The 19,588-nt window shown below is 62.5% G+C and carries 15 protein-coding genes; 5 read left to right on the top strand and 10 right to left on the bottom strand.

The features are described 5' to 3' along the window. Window positions 1–46 precede the first annotated feature (46 nt). A complete protein-coding gene (bamC, locus tag JMY24_RS03395) occupies window positions 47–1,279 on the bottom strand; it encodes an outer membrane protein assembly factor BamC (protein WP_201701388.1) in 1,233 nt (410 codons plus the stop codon). Between the two features lie 343 nt (window positions 1,280–1,622). On the opposite strand from bamC, the gene JMY24_RS03390 reads away from it, so the two are divergent. The 3 genes from JMY24_RS03390 to JMY24_RS03380 all read left to right on the top strand — a co-directional run bounded on the left by JMY24_RS03390 (window position 1,623) and on the right by JMY24_RS03380 (window position 5,634). Then, on the top strand, window positions 1,623–2,084 hold the full coding sequence (locus tag JMY24_RS03390; protein ID WP_201701387.1) for a DUF2844 domain-containing protein: 462 nt from the start codon (window positions 1,623–1,625) through the stop codon (window positions 2,082–2,084). Window positions 2,085–2,348: 264 nt separating this feature from the next. Beyond that, on the top strand, window positions 2,349–3,614 hold the full coding sequence (locus JMY24_RS03385) for a DUF3443 domain-containing protein (protein WP_201701386.1): 1,266 nt from the start codon (window positions 2,349–2,351) through the stop codon (window positions 3,612–3,614). Between the two features lie 142 nt (window positions 3,615–3,756). Then, the gene (locus JMY24_RS03380) at window positions 3,757–5,634 is read left to right on the top strand and encodes a glycosyl transferase family 1 (RefSeq protein ID WP_128595457.1); all 1,878 of its coding nucleotides are present in this window, start codon (window positions 3,757–3,759) and stop codon (window positions 5,632–5,634) included. A 204-nt stretch (window positions 5,635–5,838) separates the two neighbouring features. Here the strand turns inward: JMY24_RS03380 and JMY24_RS03375 are convergent, their stop codons facing one another. Beyond that, window positions 5,839–6,411 carry a hypothetical protein gene (locus JMY24_RS03375; protein ID WP_201701385.1) on the bottom strand — a complete coding sequence of 191 codons (573 nt, stop codon included), beginning with the start codon at window positions 6,409–6,411 and terminating at the stop codon, window positions 5,839–5,841. Between the two features lie 302 nt (window positions 6,412–6,713). On the opposite strand from JMY24_RS03375, the gene leuA reads away from it, so the two are divergent. Continuing rightward, on the top strand, window positions 6,714–8,432 hold the full coding sequence (gene leuA / locus JMY24_RS03370; protein ID WP_128595458.1) for a 2-isopropylmalate synthase: 1,719 nt from the start codon (window positions 6,714–6,716) through the stop codon (window positions 8,430–8,432). Between the two features lie 129 nt (window positions 8,433–8,561). On the opposite strand, the gene JMY24_RS03365 is transcribed toward leuA, so the two are convergent. The 8 genes from JMY24_RS03365 to JMY24_RS03330 all read right to left on the bottom strand — a co-directional run bounded on the left by JMY24_RS03365 (window position 8,562) and on the right by JMY24_RS03330 (window position 18,523). Then, window positions 8,562–9,329 carry an amino acid ABC transporter ATP-binding protein gene (locus JMY24_RS03365; protein WP_128585673.1) on the bottom strand — a complete coding sequence of 256 codons (768 nt, stop codon included), beginning with the start codon at window positions 9,327–9,329 and terminating at the stop codon, window positions 8,562–8,564. Then, window positions 9,329–10,006 carry an amino acid ABC transporter permease gene (locus JMY24_RS03360; RefSeq protein ID WP_128585674.1) on the bottom strand — a complete coding sequence of 226 codons (678 nt, stop codon included), beginning with the start codon at window positions 10,004–10,006 and terminating at the stop codon, window positions 9,329–9,331. Before JMY24_RS03360 ends, JMY24_RS03365 begins: the two co-directional genes overlap by 1 nt. 22 nt (window positions 10,007–10,028) lie before the next feature. Further along, window positions 10,029–10,811 carry an amino acid ABC transporter substrate-binding protein gene (locus JMY24_RS03355; RefSeq protein WP_128585675.1) on the bottom strand — a complete coding sequence of 261 codons (783 nt, stop codon included), beginning with the start codon at window positions 10,809–10,811 and terminating at the stop codon, window positions 10,029–10,031. Between the two features lie 348 nt (window positions 10,812–11,159). Then, window positions 11,160–12,611: a dihydropyrimidinase gene (gene hydA, locus JMY24_RS03350; RefSeq protein ID WP_128595460.1), complete on the bottom strand. Its 1,452-nt coding sequence runs from the start codon at window positions 12,609–12,611 to the stop codon at window positions 11,160–11,162. A gap of 52 nt (window positions 12,612–12,663) precedes the next feature. Further along, window positions 12,664–14,175 (bottom strand): NCS1 family nucleobase:cation symporter-1, encoded by a 1,512-nt coding sequence (locus JMY24_RS03345; RefSeq protein WP_201701384.1) that lies wholly within the window; start codon window positions 14,173–14,175, stop codon window positions 12,664–12,666. 125 nt (window positions 14,176–14,300) lie between these two features. Continuing rightward, window positions 14,301–15,629: an NAD-dependent dihydropyrimidine dehydrogenase subunit PreA gene (gene preA, locus JMY24_RS03340; protein WP_128595461.1), complete on the bottom strand. Its 1,329-nt coding sequence runs from the start codon at window positions 15,627–15,629 to the stop codon at window positions 14,301–14,303. Window positions 15,630–15,689: 60 nt separating this feature from the next. Then, window positions 15,690–17,039, bottom strand: coding sequence for an NAD(P)-dependent oxidoreductase (locus tag JMY24_RS03335; protein ID WP_128595462.1), 1,350 nt, complete (start codon window positions 17,037–17,039; stop codon window positions 15,690–15,692). A gap of 203 nt (window positions 17,040–17,242) precedes the next feature. Further along, window positions 17,243–18,523 (bottom strand): Zn-dependent hydrolase, encoded by a 1,281-nt coding sequence (locus JMY24_RS03330; protein WP_128595463.1) that lies wholly within the window; start codon window positions 18,521–18,523, stop codon window positions 17,243–17,245. A gap of 301 nt (window positions 18,524–18,824) precedes the next feature. On the opposite strand from JMY24_RS03330, the gene JMY24_RS03325 reads away from it, so the two are divergent. Further along, on the top strand, window positions 18,825–19,577 hold the full coding sequence (locus tag JMY24_RS03325; protein WP_128595464.1) for a TetR/AcrR family transcriptional regulator: 753 nt from the start codon (window positions 18,825–18,827) through the stop codon (window positions 19,575–19,577). Window positions 19,578–19,588 lie beyond the last annotated feature (11 nt).

The raw sequence follows: 19,588 nt of genomic DNA, 5'->3' as shown, positions 1-19,588 counted from the left end.
CCCGGACGGGTTTCAGACAGCCTGCCGCCGGCTACGGCGGCGCGCTTTAGTGCAACTGATCGGCCATCAGACTCATGATCTGCGTGGCCTGCGGGCTTTCGTCGACGCCACCTTTGTCGTCGACCACGGCCACGCGGGTCTGGTCAGGCGTCAGCGCGCGCACGTTCACGCGATACTGCTTGGCCACTTTTTCCTTCTTGCCGTGGAATAGCTGGCTCCAGAACCCCTGCTCGGCCGACGTCATGTCCTTCGGATCGACGTAACGCACGAAGTACAGACCCCGGCTCAGATCGCGGTCGTCGACGGTGAAATTGCTGCGGTCGAGCGCGAGGCCCACGCGCAGCCACGCACGGTCGTACGGCTCGCCAAGCGTCAGTTCGTTCGACGACAACTGCGCCGACGCATTCGCCGCGTCCGGATCGCGCACCGGCTGCTGTGCCGACAGGGCGACATTCTGCGCCGCAGTGGCCGCAGCCGCCGACTTGGCGCCCGACGTAGCCGCGTTAGGCGCCGTCTGCGCGCCGGCCGGCGACAGGTCCGCCGTCTGCCCGCCGCCCGACTTCGCGCGTGAATCGGCAAGCGCGAGCGCCGCCATCAAGCGCTTCAGGTATTCCTGTTCGAGGCCGGGATCGTTCGCCTTCGGCTCCCACGTGCTCGAGTCGTTGTTCGTGCCGGTCAGCGCCTCGCGCATGCCCTTCTGGCTGATGAACACATAAGTGCCGCCGTTCGGCGCCGCTTCGAGGCGCGTGCGGTACTTGTTGCGCTCGGAAGTCACGTAGCTGTTGCCCAGCGCCTTCGACAGCGTGCTGCGGATCAGACCGTCGTTGATCTGCGCGTGCGTTTCGTTCCAGTCGGTCTCCATCACGCCCTTGTCGCGCTGATCGACCACCAGCAGGAAGCCCTGCTCCTGCCAGAACCGGCGAATTTGCGGCCACGCGTCTGCCGGCGCCTTGCCGTCGATCACGAGCCAGCTTTCCGTGCCGTCGCGCTGGATATGCATATTGCTCACGGGCGGCACGACAGCGAGCGTGTTGGCCGCCGGCGCCTGGGCCTGCACCTGGCGCAGCGTGGACAGCGAGGTTTCGCCGCCTTGCGGGGGCAGCGAACGCTGATCGGGCGTCTCGTCGATCAGGTTCGGCGGGACGGCGAGTGACACCTGTTTCGATTTGGAGTCGCTCTTGTAGTCGACTTTGGTCGGCGACGACGTGCCGCAGCCGGCGACCAGCCCGCCCGCCATCAGCATTACTGCAAACCGCTTGGTAAGACGAAGATCAGTCATGTTCGGGGAATCCTTCCGCTACGCCACGGCAAGTTTCCGTGGATCAACCCAACATTTTACCGATCCCGGCGAGCCCTGTGCAAAAACCGGGGTTTGCCCGCCCGGAGGACTCACCCGCATGCGCCATATTTAACACTCGGCAACCATTCCGAATGGCCTGTCAGCTTCATGCGACGCGTCTGTCAGAACATTGTTTTCAAAGACTCTTTCCAAGCTTGGCGCACGTCACTTTTGCGATAACACGGGGCCGGGAAACGGGCGCCAGGCTTCGTCAGGAAGCGCGGGTGTTATCTTCAAATCGACTTAGCAAGAAGACCAAACGCGCCACGCCCCAGAGACTGCCATGTCCCAAGCCCATTTCTTCCACGTCATTAACGTGTCTGCGATCGCCGTCGCGACACTGTGCGTCAGCGCCAATGCTTGCGCTCAGCTCGGCGGTGTGATGCCGCTGAAGCCGGCGGGCAGCGCCGCGGCGCCGCAAAGCCTGCTGAACGGCGCGCTGCGCCTGCGCACATCGACCGATGCGGGCAACACCGCCATCAACGAATACGCGACCAGTGCGGGCGAAATCGTCGCCTATACGTGGCAGGGCCCGACGATGCCCGATCTCGTCGCCCTGCTCGGCAACTACGCCGGCTCTTACCGGGCAGGCGCTGCGGCCACCGTGGACGGCAATCTGCACGCGTCGCGCGTCACGCGGCCGGATGTGATCGTGGAATCGGGCGGGCCGATGCGCGGCTATGCGGGCCGCGCCTGGCTGCCCGGCGCGTTGCCGCCGGGCGTCAGGGCCGACGACCTCCGCTGACGCTTGTCCGGGCGCTTCCGGATGGACTCAGCGCTTTTTCCGGCGCCATTCCGGCTCCGTAGACCAGCGCGCAAGCCGCCCGGCACCAGCAGACGAACACGGCCTGACAAGCAACGCCGGCCGAGCGCGTTGTCAGCCGCGCAAATCTAATTTCCGCGCTTGTGCTGGACTTCAACCCGTTTCTGACAGGACGCGCCCAAAAGCGCCCCTGTGCGCCCCGAGTGCCAAGAACAACCCAAACATCTGCCGACCAACGTTGACGCCATGAAGCCCAACCTCTCACTCCCTGTTCTGCTCCTCGTCTGCGCCGCCCTTACGGCATGTGGCGGCGGTGACGGTGGCGGCAGCGGCCCGGCAACCGCCGCGGCGAGCAGCCCAGGTGCGGCGAGCGCGCCTCCCGCGTCGGCTCCGTCTGCCGCCTCGATCCCGAGCGGCACCGCCGTCGCACAGTCGAACACGCCTAACGTGCAGCCGATCGTCGTGACGGCCGCGCCGCGCCTCACGCGCAACATGCTGACCACGAGCGTCACCATCTGCCAGCCGGGCACGGACAACTGCGCGACCATCGACAACATTCAGGTGGACACCGGCTCGCACGGTCTGCGCATTCTTGCTTCGGCCGTGCCGGCTGGCTTGCAGCTCGCGGCGATATCGTCGGGCGCCGGGATATCCGGCGAATGCGCGGTATTCGGCGGCGGCTACGCATGGGGCGCGGTGCGCAGCGCGGACGTGCGCATGGCCGGCCAACTGGCCGCGTCGATCGCGATTCAACTGATTGCCGACCCTGCGGTGCCGACGGTCCCCACCGACTGCGCCGGGTCGGGTCCGTCGATGCTCACGCTCGACACGCTGCGCGCCAACGGCATTCTCGGCGTCGGCGTGTTCGCGGCCGACTGCGGCAGCGCCTGCGCGAACGCCGCGCTGCCACGCTGGTACTACGGCTGCGACGCGGGCGGCACCTGCCTGCCGGCCGCGCAACCTCTCGCACAGCAGGTGGTCAATCCGGTGAGCCGCTTCGCCCTCGACAACAACGGCGTGGTGATCGACCTTCCCGCGGTTCCCGACAGCGGCGCGCCCACCGTTTCCGGTTCGATGATCTTCGGCATCGGCACTCAGGCAAACAACACGCTCGGCAGCGCGCGGGTGTTAAAGGGCAACCCGCAGACCGGTTACGTGACGACCACGCACGACGCTCAAACGTACACGCAAAGTTATCTCGACACGGGCTCGAACGGCCTCTTCTATCGCGACACGCAGCTGCCCCAATGCGGCTACTGGTACTGCCCGAGTTCGACGCAGTCGGCGACGGCGACGATCGCCGGCACGGACGGCGCCGCGAACGCGGTCACGTTTTCGATCGGCAACTCGCGGGTTCTGTTCGCATCGGCGAACAACGCCTTCAACAACATGGCGGGCATAGCAAGCAGCGGCTTCGGCTGGGGTCTGCCGTTTTTTTTCGGACGCCGCGTATACACCGCCATCGCATCGCGCGCGACGTCGGCGGGGCCTGGTCCTTACTACGCCTTCTGAATCGAAGGCCGCATTTGCTGTGCTGAAAATTCGCAAATTCGTGGATGGGGCAAATTCGATATCGGCTGGCTGCGATAATCGTCGTTCGCGGCTAACGCATCTGGGAGATAGTTAGTCATGCATAGCTACCAACAACCACCCGATGCAAGAAGCCACTTTTTCGCTCGACGATTTCGAGCAGCTCGTCTACACACAGCAGCATATCCGGGCGTCGATCCAGCTCCTGTCCGCCTTCGCGCTACTCCAGCACAAGCGCGGCGTGCTGGACGAGAGCTTTCTTGCGTCGGGCATGGGCGGCCTTGCGCCCGCCGAGCAACGCACGCGCTTCTGTACGCGGCTCGCAAGCGCCGCCTCCACGCTCTTTGCCGACCCAGAATTCAAGCTGCCGGTTGAATGTTTCCGGCTCTTTCTGACGCTGCATGAATGGGTGGGTTTGCTGTTCTCGGTTACGCCGTTCGGCAATGCGGACCACGTCGCTTGCCACCTGAATCCGCGCGGCGCGCATGACAGGCAGTTTCTTGCCGGCGACCGTTTCGTCGAAAAGCTCTGCGTGCTGTATTCAACCGGCTCTGAAATGGAGCTGGACTTCGTCGCGCTGTGGGCGTACGACAAAGTGCTTGCGGCCTGCCTCGCACTCGTCCTGCTGGCGCCGGTTTTCAAGGGCTCGCCGAGCGCGCACCTCAAGCGCGAGGCACTGATCGAGTGGCTTCCCGGCAAACTGCAGCAGATCGGCGACCTCGACGATCTGCCCACCGCCTTGCTGCATAACGCCTACATGTTTTGCAGCTACGCGGAAACGCCGCGCCGTCATGAGATCAAGCGCGACATCAACGTTCTCGTGCGCCGCAAGCTCGCGCAACTCGGCTTGACCGACTTGCTGGCGGCACCGCGCAGGGCCAACGCCGCGAATCTTAGGACAGCCAGGACAGCGAAGAACGCCAAGCGCCGAAAGAAGCCGTTGATGATCGTCGTGCTCGAGTGGTTCGGCGGTGCGCATTCGATCTACCGCACGCACTCGCGCACTATCGAGGCGGCGCGCGAGCATTTCGAGGTAGTGGGCTTCGGCTTCGGCTATGCAATCGACGATATCGGGCGAGCGGTCTTCGACCGTTTTATCGAACTGGAAGACCCGGAATACATCGGCGAATGCCTGCGGACCATTCGCGACTTTGCGGAGCGCGAAAAGCCCGACGTGCTGTACATGCCGAGCGTCGGCATGTTCGTGATGACGGTATTCATGTCGAATCTGCGCGTCGCGCCGTTGCAGATCGCGGGCCTCGGGCACCCGGCCACCACGCACTCCGACAAGATCGACTACGTCAGCGTCGAGGAAGACTACGTCGGCGATCCAGCATGCTTCAGCGAACGCCTGATGAAGCTGCCGAAAGACGGCCAGCCGTACCGGCCTTCGGTTGCGTTGCCGGAGATCGCCGCGTGCATTCCGCCTGCGCGCGAAACGCTGGAAGTGGTCATTACCGCTAGCGCGATGAAGCTCAACCCCGGTTTTCTCGCTGCGTGCCGCGAGATCGGTGCGCGCGCCGCTACGCCCGTCGAGTTCCATTTCATGAGCGGCGTGCCGGCCGGCCTCGCGCTCGACCAGATGCGCGAGGTCATCGGACGCTCGGTACCGGGCGCGATCGTGCATGGGTTTCATCAGTACGCGAGCTACCTGGAGCGCGTGAATCGCTCCGATCTCTTTCTGAGTCCGTTCCCGTTCGGCAATACAAACGGGATCGTCGACGCGCTCACGCTGGGTTTGCCGGGCGTCTGCAAGCGCGGGCCCGAGGTCTTCGAAAGGATAGACGGCGCGCTGTTCGAGCGCGTGGGCATGCCGCCGTGGACGACGGCGGACAACGTCGAGGGTTATATCGCGGCAGCGGTGCGAATGATCGACGGGCACGACGAACGCACGGCATTGCGGCAGCGGCTAATCGATACGCACGCGGTTGAGCGCTGCTTTGAAGGCCGGCCCCAGGCTTTTGCGGAAAGCGCGCTAACGTTGATGCTGGAAAGCAGGTAGACAGGGCGATGTCGGAGCGGTGGATCGACAGTCACCTGAATAACGAAACCGCCGCCCGGCGATATTGTGAGATTAGTCAACCGCAGTGTGACCGCTCTTCTGTCCATACGCATGCGGTTCGTTGAAGCATGCGCATGGCCGGAAGCAGACAGCCATACACATGCTCAACCCCAGGCGCGCTATGAATCAGTCGGGTGACAGACCTTACTCGTCTGCTTCGCTCGCGTCCGCGTCGGACGGCGCCGCCAGCTTTGCTGGCGCTAACCAGCTAAACGTGTCCAGCGTGGGGCCATGGAACGTGCATTCGGCGGCTGCGGCCAGAATCAGCTTCTTCGGTTTGGTGGGCTTCCGCGCAAGCGCATCGGCTTCCGACGCGGCGACCGACGAAGCGGCCTGTGACACGCTTGACGCGCCCGAAGCCGAGGAACCACTAGAGCCGGACGCAGCCCACGCGGCAGAGGCCGAAGAGGCCGACGCCGCCCGCACACCCGAGGCCGCCGCCCTGCGTCCCGCCCGAACGCCCGACGCTGCCCGCGCTGACGCCGCCGCCACTTCCGACGCCGTCATCACATGTTCAATGGAACCTTCCACCACGACGCGTGAACCGTCGATACCGGCGCCCGTATGGCCGATCTTCAGCGTATCGGACGATTTTTCTGCCAGCTTGCTTCGCATCAACTGCTCGCACGCGTCCGAGTTCTTGTAGACAGCCGTGCAGGCCGCGAGGAGTGCTGCAGCGGTCGCGGCGCACGCGATAGTGACAATCCGAATCTTCATTGACGTTCCGTTTTTCAAGCCGTCGGGAATTGTAGCCTGGCGCCACGCGCGAGCGCCTCGCTTGACGCAGTCCCAATAATATGTTCCTATTGCGCACTATGTACCGCGCCCAGACCACCCTATCGCTACTACTAGCCCGCTCTACCGGGCTAGGTCTGCTGCTGCGCGCTTCCATCTGAAACACCCGAAGCACCGCATAATTCCCCAGTAACTGACCCAGCCCCGGTTTCCGACCGGCGGCGCTGCTTTGCGTTTTTGTCGTCCGGTCGACTACCAGCCTGTCGAACCCACGGACGATGAAAATGTTGAAGAACCCTGCTACCAAGTACCGCTCCTTCAAGCCCATCAATTTGATAGACCGCCAGTGGCCATCGCGCACCATCACGCGCGCGCCGATCTGGATGAGCACCGACCTGCGCGACGGCAACCAGGCTCTGTTCGAGCCGATGAACGCAGAGCGCAAGATGCGCATGTTCAAGACGCTGGTGCAGATCGGCTTCAAGGAGATCGAAGTCGCGTTTCCGTCGGCATCGCAGACCGATTTCAACTTCGTGCGCGAGTTGATCGAGGGCGGCCACATTCCGGACGACGTGACGATCGAAGTGTTGACGCAGGCCCGCGACGACCTGATCGAGCGTACGTTCGAATCGTTGCGTGGCGCGCCGCGCGCGATCGTCCATCTGTACAACGCAACGGCGCCGGAATTCCGCAAGATCGTGTTCGGGCTCGACCAGAACGGCGTCAAGGAACTCGCGCAAAAAGCCGCGCGCACGATGAAGCGTCTCGCCGATGCCGCGCCGGAAACGCATTTCACGCTGCAATACAGCCCTGAAGTGTTCAGCGGCACCGAACTCGAATTCGCGAAGGAAGTCTGCGACGCGGTGTTCGACATCTGGCAGCCCACGCCCGAGCACAAGGCCATCGTCAATCTGCCGGCTACGGTCGAGATGGCCACGCCGAACGTCTACGCCGACCAGATCGAATGGATGCACCGCAACCTCGCGCGCCGCGATTCGTTGATCGTGTCGGTGCACCCGCATAACGATCGCGGCACCGCCGTGGCCGCGGCGGAACTCGCGGTGATGGCGGGCGCGGATCGTATCGAAGGTTGCCTGTTCGGCAACGGCGAGCGCACCGGCAACGTGGACCTCGTCACGCTCGCACTGAATTTGTACACGCAAGGCGTCGATCCGGGACTCGACTTCTCGAACATCAACGAAATCGCGCGCACGGCCGAGGAATGTACGCAGTTGCCGGTACATCCGCGTCATCCGTATGTCGGCGATCTGGTGTTCACCGCGTTCTCCGGCTCGCATCAGGATGCGATCAAAAAAGGCTTCGCTGCGCAGAAACCGGACGCGATCTGGGAAGTGCCGTACATGCCGATCGATCCGAACGACCTGGGCCGCACCTACGACTCCGTGATCCGCGTGAACAGTCAGTCGGGCAAGGGCGGCATCGCTTACCTGCTCGAGCAGAGCTACGGCGTGGTGTTGCCGCGCCGCTTGCAGGTGGATTTCAGCTCGGCCGTGCAGCGCTTTACCGACGACAGCGGACAAGAAGTCACGCCGTCGCAGATCTGGGAACTGTTCCAGCAGGAGTACGTGCAGAACACAGCGCCGGTTCATTACATCGGCCACAGCCTGTCCGAGCAGGACGGACGCGAGCGCATCAAGCTCACTGTCGATATCAATGGCACCCGGCGGGTGTTGAACGGCGAAGGCAACGGTCCGCTCGACGCCTTGATGCACGCGATGGGTGTGCCCGTGCGCATCCAGCACTATGAGGAGCGCGCGTTGACGCAAGGCGCCGATGCGCGCGCGGTCGCCGTCGCCGAAATGGCCGGTGCGGACGTGACCGGCAGTGCGTTCGGCGTGGGTATCGACGCCAATCTGGTGACGGCGTCGATTCGCGCGGTGATCAGCGGCGTGAACCGCGCGTATGCTCGCGCCAATGAAGAGGCCAAGGCACGGTTCTTCGAAACGGCGCTGGACAACGAAGCCGAGCGCGCCGAAGCGTAAGACACCGGTAACGTGGCTCTAATGGCCTGATATGCAAGAAAGGGGCGCAGTTCACTGAACTGGCGCCCCTTTCTCTTTGTTGCATACATCAACGGCTTTTCTTATTGAAGGTACTCTCTCAGGCTCGCTTCACTCGGTCCATGCATCGGGCAAGCTGTGCGTCAACGTCGAGACGAAGCGCGCGGTTTCCTCCTGCTGCGGCCGCATGAACACATCGCGCGACGGACCCGACTCCACCACTACACCGTTGTTCAGGAACACCACGTCGCGTGCAATGGTGGCGGCGAGCCGCAAATCGTGCGTCGCCATCAGCATGGTCATGCCTTCATTCGCAAGCTGCTTGAGTACTTCGACCACTTCCGCGGCGAGACCGGGATCGAGCGCGGACGTGGGCTCGTCGCATAACAATACTTCCGGCGACGGCGCCAATGCGCGCGCGATCGCAACGCGCTGCTGCTGCCCGCCCGACAGCGTGACGGGCCACGCATCGCCCTTGTGCGCGATGCCAACCTTCTCCAGCAATTCGTCAGCACGGGCTCGCGCCTTTTCCTTGTCCCATTTCAGCACGGTGATCAGGCCTTCCATCACGTTCTGACGCACGGTGAGATGCGGAAACAACTGGAAGTTCTGAAACACCATGCCGGTACGACGGCGGATCGTCAGCACGGTTTCGCGCGAAGGCCGCTCGTCGGGGCTGAATCTGAGTTGCTGATCGCCGATTTCGAGCGAGCCGGCCTCGGGAATTTCCAGCAGATTCACGCAACGCAACAGCGTACTTTTGCCGCTGCCCGATGGTCCGATCAACGCGGTCACGTTGCCCTGCGCGAGGTGCAGGTCGACCGAATTGAGCACCCGGAGTCCGGAAAAATACTTGTCGATTTTTTCCAGTCGGATCATTAGTTGCCCGCCTGAAAGAGTGCATGACGGCCGAACTTGCGTTCGAGCCTCACTTGCGCCGACGACAGCACCGAACTGAACAGTAGATATACCAGCGCAGCCTCGGTATAAAGAATCAACGGTTCGTAGGTAACCGAAGCAATTCGCTGCGCTGCCTGAAACACTTCAGGCACAGTCAGCACAGCGGCCAACGACGTGTCCTTCACGAGCGCGATAAACGAGTTGGACAACGGCGGCAATGCGACGCGTGCGGCCTGCGGCAGAATCGCGCGGCGCAGCGCCTGTTCGCGCGTCATTCCCATTGAATATGCGGCTTCCCACTGCCCTTTCGGGATCGACTCGATCACTCCGCGAATCACTTCCGAATTGTAGGCGCCCACGTTCAGCGAGAAGCCGATAATCGCCGCCGTCAACGGGTCGAGCACGATGCCCACGTTCGGCAAGCCGTAGAAGATCACGAATAGTTGCACGAGCAACGGCGAGCCGCGAAACAGCCACACATAAAAGCGCACCAGCGCCACTGCCCACTTCGGCCCGAAGAGCCGCACCAGCGCGACAATAAACGCGAGAGCGAGTCCGATTGCAAACGAAGCCAACGTGAGCGGCACCGTAAACACGAGCCCCGCATATAGCAGAGGCCACAGCGACTGCGCCATCAGATGCAACCATGCCGGCATGATTCAGACTCGCGAAAGGCGTTTATTTGGAGACGTCTTTGCCGAAGTACTTCTGCGAGATCTTCGCGTAGGTGCCGTCTTTCTTCATATCCGCGAGCGCCTTGTTGATCGCCGCGACGAGTTCCGGGTTGCCCTTGCGGATCAGCACCGCGGACTTGTCGCTGCTTTCCGGCGACGTGTCCAGCGCGGCGATCTTCACCTTCGCATCCGGCTTGTGCTTCTTGAAGTCGAGGAACGACAGCGAATCGTTGACGGTTGCGTCCACACGGCCCGCGGTCAGCAGATCGATCGATTCATTGAAGCCCTGCACGGGAATCACTTCCGCGCCGTGCGCGGCGGCGATCTTGCCGAAGTTGCTGGTCAGTGTGTTGGCGGACTTCTTGCCCTTGAGATCGTCGAAGGTCTTGATCGCGTTGTTGTCCGAGCGCACGATCAGTGCCGCATGCGATGTGATGTACGGGTCCGAGAAATCATATTTGACCTTGCGCGCGTCGGTCACCGCGACTTCGTTGATCACCGCGTCGTAGCGGTTCACGTCGAGACCCGCGATCAGCCCGTCCCATTTGCCTTCGACGAATTGCGGCTTGACGCCGAGACGCTGCGCGATCTGCGTGCCCACTTCCACGTCGAAGCCAGTCAGCTTGCCGGATTCGTCGTGATAGGTGAACGGCGCATAGGTGCCTTCCGTACCGATCCTGAACACGCCCGAGGACTTGATCTGCGCGAGTTCATCGGCGGCGAACACGGGGCTCACGGTTACCGCATGAAACAGCGCGATCAGCAGAATGGAACGAATCGACTTCATGAGTGGCTCCCTAAGGTGGTCAGGCCGCATGCCTGGACGCGTGTTGGCAGTCCCGCCGGCGCTCGTGCCCGGCGGAGTGGGCGGACTGTAGCAAACGGCCTGCGTTTTTACAAAGGATCAGGTTTCCAATCCATATGCGCATCCGTGCTAAGCCGCAGCCATCGCCTCCACTATCACATGAATTTCAACTCTACAGCAGATGTGAAGACGCGGCATGCATCGCAACATGGAACATGGGCGGGACGCCATCGGGGAAAACGCGAGACAGTGGTGCCGCGGCGAATGCGCGGCGCCGAAAGGAAACGCGGCGCGAGCTTCCAGGCCCGCGCCGCAGTGGATGCTCAAGTGCTAGCGCTCGACTGGATGCGGCTCTTTCAGCTTGTTCGACACGCGGATCGCGTCGAAGTAAGCCGCATTTGGTGGGCGCTTCTGATACTGCCCGGCGCCTCGCACGGCACGCAGGTCGCCGTCGGTCCAGGCAAGCGCGCCGCGCGTAAGCGTATGCATTGCCACGCCTTGCACCGTCATGCCTTCGAACACATTGAAGTCGACTTTCTGATGATGCGTCTTCACGGAAATCGTCTTGCTTGCGTTGGGGTCCCATACGACGATGTCCGCATCGGCGCCGACACGCACCGCACCTTTGCGCGGATACAGGTTGAAAATCTGTGCGGCGTTCGTCGACGTAATGCGCACGAACTCGTTCGGTGTGAGGCGCCCGGAGTTCACGCCGTGATGCCAGAGCACCGCCATGCGATCTTCAACGCCGCCGCAGCCGTTCGGGATCTTCGTGAAGTCTTCGCGGCCCATGGCCTTTTGCGACGCGCAGAACACGCAGTGATCGGTCGCGGTGGTATGCAGTTGGCCGGCCTGCAAACCTCGCCACAAGGCCTCGCGGTGTTCGGCCGAGCGAAACGGCGGGCTCATCACATGCGCCGCGGCGCGCGTCCAGTCGGGATCGCGATACACGGCTTCGTCGATCACGAGATGCCCCGGCAACACTTCGCCGAATACGCGCAGCCCTTCGCTGCGCGCCCGCGAGATCGCATCGACAGCGTCTTTCGCAGAGACGTGCACGATATACACCGGCACCCCCAGCACCTGCGCGATACGAATCGCACGATTGGCCGCCTCGCCTTCGACTTCGGCCGGCCGTGACAGCGGATGCGCCTCGGGGCCCGTGAAGCCTTTTGCGAGCAGTTGTCGCTGCAACTGAAACACCAGTTCACCGTTTTCCGCATGCACGGTGGGCAGCGCGCCAAGTTCGAGCGATCGCGAGAAGCTGTTCACCAGTACTTCGTCGTCGGCCATGATCGCGTTCTTGTAGGCCATGAAGTGCTTGAAGCTCGACACGCCGTGCTCGTGCACGAGCGTGCCCATGTCGCGATACACCGAGTCGTCCCACCATGTCACGGCGACATGAAACCCATAATCCGACGACGCCTTTTCCGCCCAGCCGCGCCACTGTTTGAACGCTTCCATCAGGCTTTGCTTCGGGCCCGGAATCACGAAGTCGATGATGCTCGTCGTGCCGCCCGACAATCCCGCTGCAGTGCCGGTATAGAAGTCGTCGCTCGCGGTGGTGCCCATGAAGGGCAGTTCCATATGCGTGTGCGGATCGATGCCGCCGGGCATCACATACTGCCCGCCCGCATCGACGATCGCCGCGCCCGCCGGCGCTTCGAGGTCCGCTCCGATCTGCAGGATGGTGCCGCCGTCTTGCGGGTCGGCACACAACACGTCCGCTCGATACGTGTTCTCCGCGTCGATAATGGTGCCGCCGCGAATCAGGGTCGTCATGTTGCCGCCTCCTTATGAATTTGCATATGTCGCTACTACGTATGCGGTTATCTCACGCACTCGCGACGCGCGCGCTGGGTCCTTTGCTGAGTTTCATCCACGCGCTATACACGATCGACGCCAACGCGAGCCCGACGAACCATGCATACGTATAGAGCGTATTGAAGATCGACGGCACGTTCGCGAACGAAGCAGGAAACGCAGTGTGCAAAAACCCCGGCAGATTCGGCAGCACACCGATCACCAGCGCGACCACCGCGCCGATATTCCAGCCGCCGGTATAGCTATATTCGCCGCGCTCGTCGAATAGTTCGCGGGTATCGAGCCGTGTGCCGCGAATCAGGAAATAATCGACCATCAGAATGCCCGCAACCGGACCGAGCAGTGCCGAGTAACCGACGAGCCACGTGAAGATATAGCCCTGCGTGGTCGCGAGAATCTTCCACGGCATCATGACGATTGCGATGGTCGCGGTAATCATGCCGCCAACGCGATACGAAATGCCCTTCGGCCACAGGCTCGAAAAATCATAAGCAGGCCCGACGAGATTCGCGGCAAGATTGCAGCACATCGTGTCGAGCGTGAGGATGATGAGAGCGAGGCCTACGCCGATGCCCGTCATGCGGCTCGTCAGGTCGATTGGGTCCCAGATCGCCTTGCCGTAGATCACCACGGTGGCGGACGTCACCACCACCGAGATGACCGAGAGCAAGGCCATCGGCACCGGCAAACCGATCGACTGCCCGACAATCTGATCGCGCTGCGTTTTTGCAAAGCGCGTGAAGTCGGGAATGTTCAACGCGAGCGTGGCCCAGAAGCCGACCATGGCGGTAAGGCCTGGCCAGAACGTAGCCCAGAACATGCCCTCCTTCTTGCCGCCCGGCACGAATTGCGAAGGCGTTGCGAGCATCGAGCCGAGCCCGCCCGCTTTCGACGTCGCCCACCAGACAAGCGCAATGCACATCACGATCTTGATCGGCGCCGACCAGCTTTCGAGCCAGCGGATCGAGTCCGTACCATGCACGATGAAGTAAATTTGCAAAGCCCAGAACACAAGAAAACACGCGAGCTGTGCAATGGAAATGTCGATAAACGGCAAGGCTGCGCCGTGCAGCGCGTTGCCGGTAAGAATGTTCAACAGCGTATAGATCGCGCTGCCGCCAAGCCACGTTTGAATGCCGTACCAGCCGCAGGCCACGATGGCGCGCAGCATCGCCGGCAATTTCGCGCCCTGCGTGCCGAACGACGAGCGCACCAGCACCGCATACGGAATGCCGTGCTTCGCGCCCGCGTGGCCGATCAGCAGCATCGGCACGAGCACGATCAGGTTGCCTAGCAGCACGGTCAACACCGCTTGCCACGGCGACATGCCCTCTTCGGTCAATCCGGCCGCGAGCATGTACGACGCAATGTTCATCACCATGCCCACCCACAGCGCTGCGAAGTGATACCAGCGCCAGGTGCGCTGCGCGGGTCCGGTGGGTGCAAGGTCGTCGTTGTAAAGACTGCTGCCTTGCGCGCCGGCCGCGAATTGCGGATCGACGGGTTGCGCGGTCTGCTTCATCGAAAGATCTCCACTAGATCGTTGAAGCCCGCGCGGCTTCTGTCGGCGCGTCGGGCGTTAGAGAAAACACCGGTTCGTACTAGCGCTGCGCTTACAACCGCGCTTACAACGATTCGCCCTTTATTTCAGGCGGCTTTTGCTGCGTGGGCGGCTTCGGCGTTCGCTGACTCTGCCTCGACATCGCTAGCCGGAGCATTCACTCGCGCCGGATTGTTCGGATGCGTGGTCCAGTTCGCGTACTCGCCGTTATCCACGCGCTCCATGGTGATGCATTGCTCGACCGGGCACACATGCATGCACAGATTGCAGCCCACACATTCGGAGTCGATCACTTCAAAATGCCGGACGCCATCTTTTTCTTTCGTGATCGCCTGATGCGCGGTGTCCTCGCACGCAATATGGCACAGGCCGCATTGAATGCACTTGTCCTGGTCGATGCGCGCCTTGATGTCGTACTTGAGGTTCAGGTACTTCCAGTCGGTGACGTTGGGCACGGCGCGGCCGCGAATGTCGTCGAGCGTCGCGTATCCTTTTTCGTCCATCCAGTTTGCAAGACCGTCGGCGAGATCCGTGACGATGCGAAAACCGTAGTGCATGGCCGCCGTGCAGACCTGCACGCTGCCCGCGCCCAGCACCATGAATTCGGCCGCATCGCGCCAGGTCGAAATGCCGCCGATACCCGAAATAGGCAGGTTGGGCGTCTCCACGTCGCGCGCGATTTCGGCGACCATGTTCAGTGCAATCGGCTTTACTGCCGGGCCGCAGTAGCCGCCGTGCGTGCCCTTGCCGTCGACCATCGGCAACGGCGACATTGCGTCGAGATCCACGGCGACGATCGAGTTGATCGTGTTGATCAACGACACGCCGTCCGCGCCGCCCTTATATGCCGCGCGCGAGCCGAGCCGAATGTCGGTGATGTTCGGCGTGAGCTTGACGAGGCACGGCAGCTTCGTGCCTTCCTTGACCCAGCGCGTGACCATCTCGATGTACTCGGGCACCTGGCCGACGGCCGCGCCCATCCCCCGTTCGCTCATACCGTGCGGACATCCGAAATTCAGTTCGACTGCGTCGGCACCGGTGTCTTCCACGAGCGGCAAGATCCACTTCCAGTCGCGCTCATTGCACGGCACCATCAGCGAGACGATCATTGCGCGCTCGGGCCAGTCGCGTTTCACCTGTGCGATTTCGCGCAGATTGACGTCGAGCGGGCGGTCCGTAATCAACTCGATGTTGTTGAGCCCCGCGATGCGTTGACCGTTCCATTGCACTGCGCCGTAGCGCGAGCTCACGTTGACCACGTGCGGGTCGAGGCCGAGTGTCTTCCACACCACGCCGCCCCAGCCGGCTTCGAACGCGCGGTTCACGTTATAGGCTTTGTCGGTCGGCGGCGCGGACGCGAGCCAGAAGGGATTCGGCGATGTGATGCCGGCAATCGTACAGCGCAGATCGGCCATGTTCGGCTCCTTGGGGACGGCTGTTTTCTTGTGTCTTTCAGTGCTATGCAGCGATCGACGCTATGCGGCTTTCACTGCGGTGCGAGCGAACTGCGCATCGATGGCGGCGGCCGCGAGCTTGCCGTCCTGCACGGCTTGCACGGTCAGGTCGATACCGCCCGTGGCCGCACAATCGCCGCCCGCCCAGACGCCGGCAAGCGACGTCTGCCCGTTTTCATCCACAGCGATGCGGATGCCGTCGAGCGTCAGCAGTTCGCGTTCGATCCCTACCGGCACGAGCGTCTGGCCGATCGCCTTGAGCACCATGTCCGCTTCGATGACGAAGCGCTCCTGATCGCCCGCGCTCACTGTGCGTTCGAACTCGACACCCGTCAGCACGCCGCCCTCGCCGATCAAACGTACCGGCGTTGCATGCGTGATAAGCGTGACGCCGCAGGTTTGTGCGAAGTCGCGTTCGGCCCACGTCGCGCTCATGGATTCGACGCCGCGCCGATACACCATCGCTACCGATGTCGCGCCGAGCTTGCGGCTTTGCACAGCCGCATCCACAGCGGTATTGCCTCCGCCGATTACGACGACGCGGCGGCCCACTGGCACCGTGCCGAGGTCGCGCGCGCTGCGAACCTGTTCGATGAAGTCCACTGCGTTCATCACGCCGCTCAGTTCCTCGCCGGCCATTGCGAGTGCGCGCACGCCCGTGAGGCCAATCGCGAGAAACACGGCGTCGTGTTGCTTGCGCAGCGTATCGAGGTCGATGTCGCGCCCTAGCGCAACGCCGTTTCTTATTTCGATGCCGCCCACGGAGCACAGCCATTCCACTTCACGCTGCGCGAAGTCGTCGACTGTTTTATAAGCGGCAATGCCGTATTCGTTGAGTCCGCCGGCTTTGTCGCGAGCGTCGTAGATGGTTACGTCATGGCCCGCCAGTGCAAGGCGATGCGCGCACGCGAGGCCCGCAGGCCCCGCGCCTATCACTGCAACATGCCGGCCGGTTGCGGGCGCCCGCTTGAACAGCGCTTCGCCGCGAGCCATCGCCCAGTCGGTTGCATGACGTTGCAGCGCGCCGATCGCCACCGGCTTAGCGTCCTGGTGGTTGCGCACGCAGGCGCCTTCACACAGAATTTCGGTCGGACACACGCGCGCGCACATGCCGCCGAGCGGATTGGCCGACAGAATATCTACCGCCGCACCTTTCAGGTTGCCGTTGCCAATCTTCCGAATGAAGCTGGGAATGTCGATCGACGTCGGACAAGCGTTGACGCACGGCGCGTCGTAACAGTAGTGGCAGCGGCTCGCCGCCGCGGCGGCGGCGCTTGCGTCGAGCAAAGGTGCAATGTCGGAGAACTCGCAGGAAAGCTGTTCGGGCGACAGGCGCTGCGCGGCGATGTCGCCGGTTTGCTTGATGGCCATACACGTTCCTTCTGTCGATGTGAGGACGCAGCCGCACCTGCCGGCTCTCGCGTGAGCGAAGCCCGGACGGCATGTTTTTCTGGCGCTAGCGTGAAGCTGTTAATGCTGGTAATCCGGCTGGTAATCCGGCTCGCAGTCCGGCTCGCAGTCCGGCTTAGAATCAGAAGTCGGGACGGCGCCCGCAAGCGACGTTGATCCGCGCACTATGAAACCGGCTCGCACGCACGCTCCAGCATCGCGTGCAGCAATACGTTCGCGCCGGCTTCGATCCATTCGAAGGAGGCGTCCTCGATTTCGTTGTGGCTGATCCCGTCGACGCACGGCACGAACACCATTGAAGTGGGCGCGACTTGCGCGAGATAACAGGCGTCGTGCCCCGCGCCGGAGACCATGTTGCGATGCGAGTAACTAAAGCGCTCGGCCGCTGCGCGCACCGACTTCACGCAAGCTTCGTCGAATGCAACGGGCTCGTAGTAAAAGATCTGTTCGAGTTCGGTCTCGAGGCCGATGCCGCTCGCGATGCGCGCCACGCCCTCGCGCAACGTGGCATCCATCTTCGCCAGCACCGCGTTGTCCGGATGCCGGAAGTCGACGGTAAAGAACACCCGCCCAGGAATCACGTTGCGCGAGTTCGGATAGACCTGCATCATGCCGACCGTCGCACATGCGAGCGGCGCGTTATCCAGCCCGATGCGATTGACGAGGTCAACTACCCGCGCAGCGCCGAGCAGTGCATCGCGCCGGCGCGGCATCGGCGTCGGACCCGCGTGCGCCTCCTGTCCCGTGAGCGTGATTTCGTACCAGCGCTGACCTTGCGCATCCGTGACCACGCCAATGGTTTTCTGCTCGGCTTCGAGAATCGGCCCCTGCTCGATATGCAGTTCGAACGCCGCGTGCAATCGGCGACCGCCGCATGGCACATCGCCCGCATAGCCGATGCGCTGCAGTTCCTCGCCGATCGTCTTGCCATCCACGTCCTTGCGCGACAAACCGTATTCGAGCGAGAACACGCCCGCAAACACGCCCGACGCAACCATGGCCGGCGCAAAACGCGAGCCTTCCTCGTTGGTCCAGATCACGACTTCGACAGGATGCTCGGTTTCGATACCGTGATCGTTCAAACTACGAATCACTTCCAGACCGCCCAGCACGCCGTAGATGCCGTCGAAGCGACCGCCCGTTGGCTGCGAGTCCGCATGCGAGCCGGTCATCACAGGTAACGCATCGGGATTGCGTCCTGCGCGGCGCATGAACACGTTGCCCATCTGATCGACACTGACCGTGCAGCCGGCTTCCTTCGCCCAGCTAACTATCAGGTCCCGCCCTTCTTTGTCGAGATCGGTCAGCGCGAGGCGGCATACGCCGCCCTTAGGCGTTGCACCGATCTTTGCCATCGTCATCAGGCTGTCCCACAGCCGCTTGCCGTCGATCCTGATCGACGTAGCGGGCTCTGCCCGCTTTAGCGCTTCGGATACCGCGTTCATTCGTCTCGCTCCTTCCGGTGAACCGACATGAAACTGGTGCATGAGCGGCGGCTTTGGGGCGTGTCCGCACGACTGCGGTGCAGGTTCCATGCTCCCGGTTGCTTCTCATGGCGAGGGCAAACCCTGATGCATGTCCCGCTTTCTCAATCCTGTCCAGTTGGACAGGTTGTAGACGATTAACACCGTCAAATCAATGCCTTTCGTACGGCCGAACATAGAGCGAGAAGCGTGCCATTGCAATGCAGCAGGGTTGGAAGCGGCTTCTGAAATACGTGTGTCCGCAGCGCGTCAAGCGACTAGAATGAAGCGCGACGCGGCACCCATGCCGCCGAAGGCGAACATGAGAGACGACGACGTGGCTGGAGGCATCACGGAAAACGACGAAACGCGCGCACCTTTGCGGCGGCGCAAGGCGCACATACGCGAGACGAACGAAGCGCATCTTCTGGCCTGTGCGGAAGCGGTCTTCGCGGAACGCGGACTCGACGGCGCGAGCACCGCGATGATCGCCGAACGCGCGGGCTTACCGAAAGCCAACGTGCATTACTACTTCCCGACCAAGCTTGCGCTTTACCGGCGTGTGCTCGAAGACCTGTTCGAAGACTGGTACCGCGCAGCAGATACATTCGAATGCAGCGACGATCCCGTGGAGGCGATCGGCGGATATGTGCGCGCAAAGATGGAGTTGTCGCGGCGGCGTCCGCTCGGCTCGAAAGTATGGGCGAGCGAGATCATTCACGGCGCCGAGCATATGGAAGACATTCTCACGGAGCGCGTCAAGCCATGGCTGGACAGCCGTGTAAAAGTAATCGACGACTGGATCTCGCGGGGCCTGCTCGCGCCTGTCAATGCGCGAACGCTGATGTATATGATCTGGGCGACGACGCAGCACTACGCCGACTTCGACGCACAGATTCGCGCGCTCAAAGGCAAGCGCGCGTTGACGCAGAAGTCGTTCGAGGCGACGACCGAAGAAGTCGTGCAACTCGTGATTCGCGCGTGCGGGGCAGTCTCGCCCGCACAACGAGCGCAAGGCGCTGACCCTTCGCGATAGCAGCCGGCCAT

It is taken from the genome of Paraburkholderia kirstenboschensis (assembly GCF_904848585.1).
In the GTDB taxonomy this organism is placed as follows: domain Bacteria; phylum Pseudomonadota; class Gammaproteobacteria; order Burkholderiales; family Burkholderiaceae; genus Paraburkholderia; species Paraburkholderia kirstenboschensis.
Note: the sequence above shows the minus strand (reverse complement) of the source record. Positions and strands in the feature narration are given on the sequence as shown.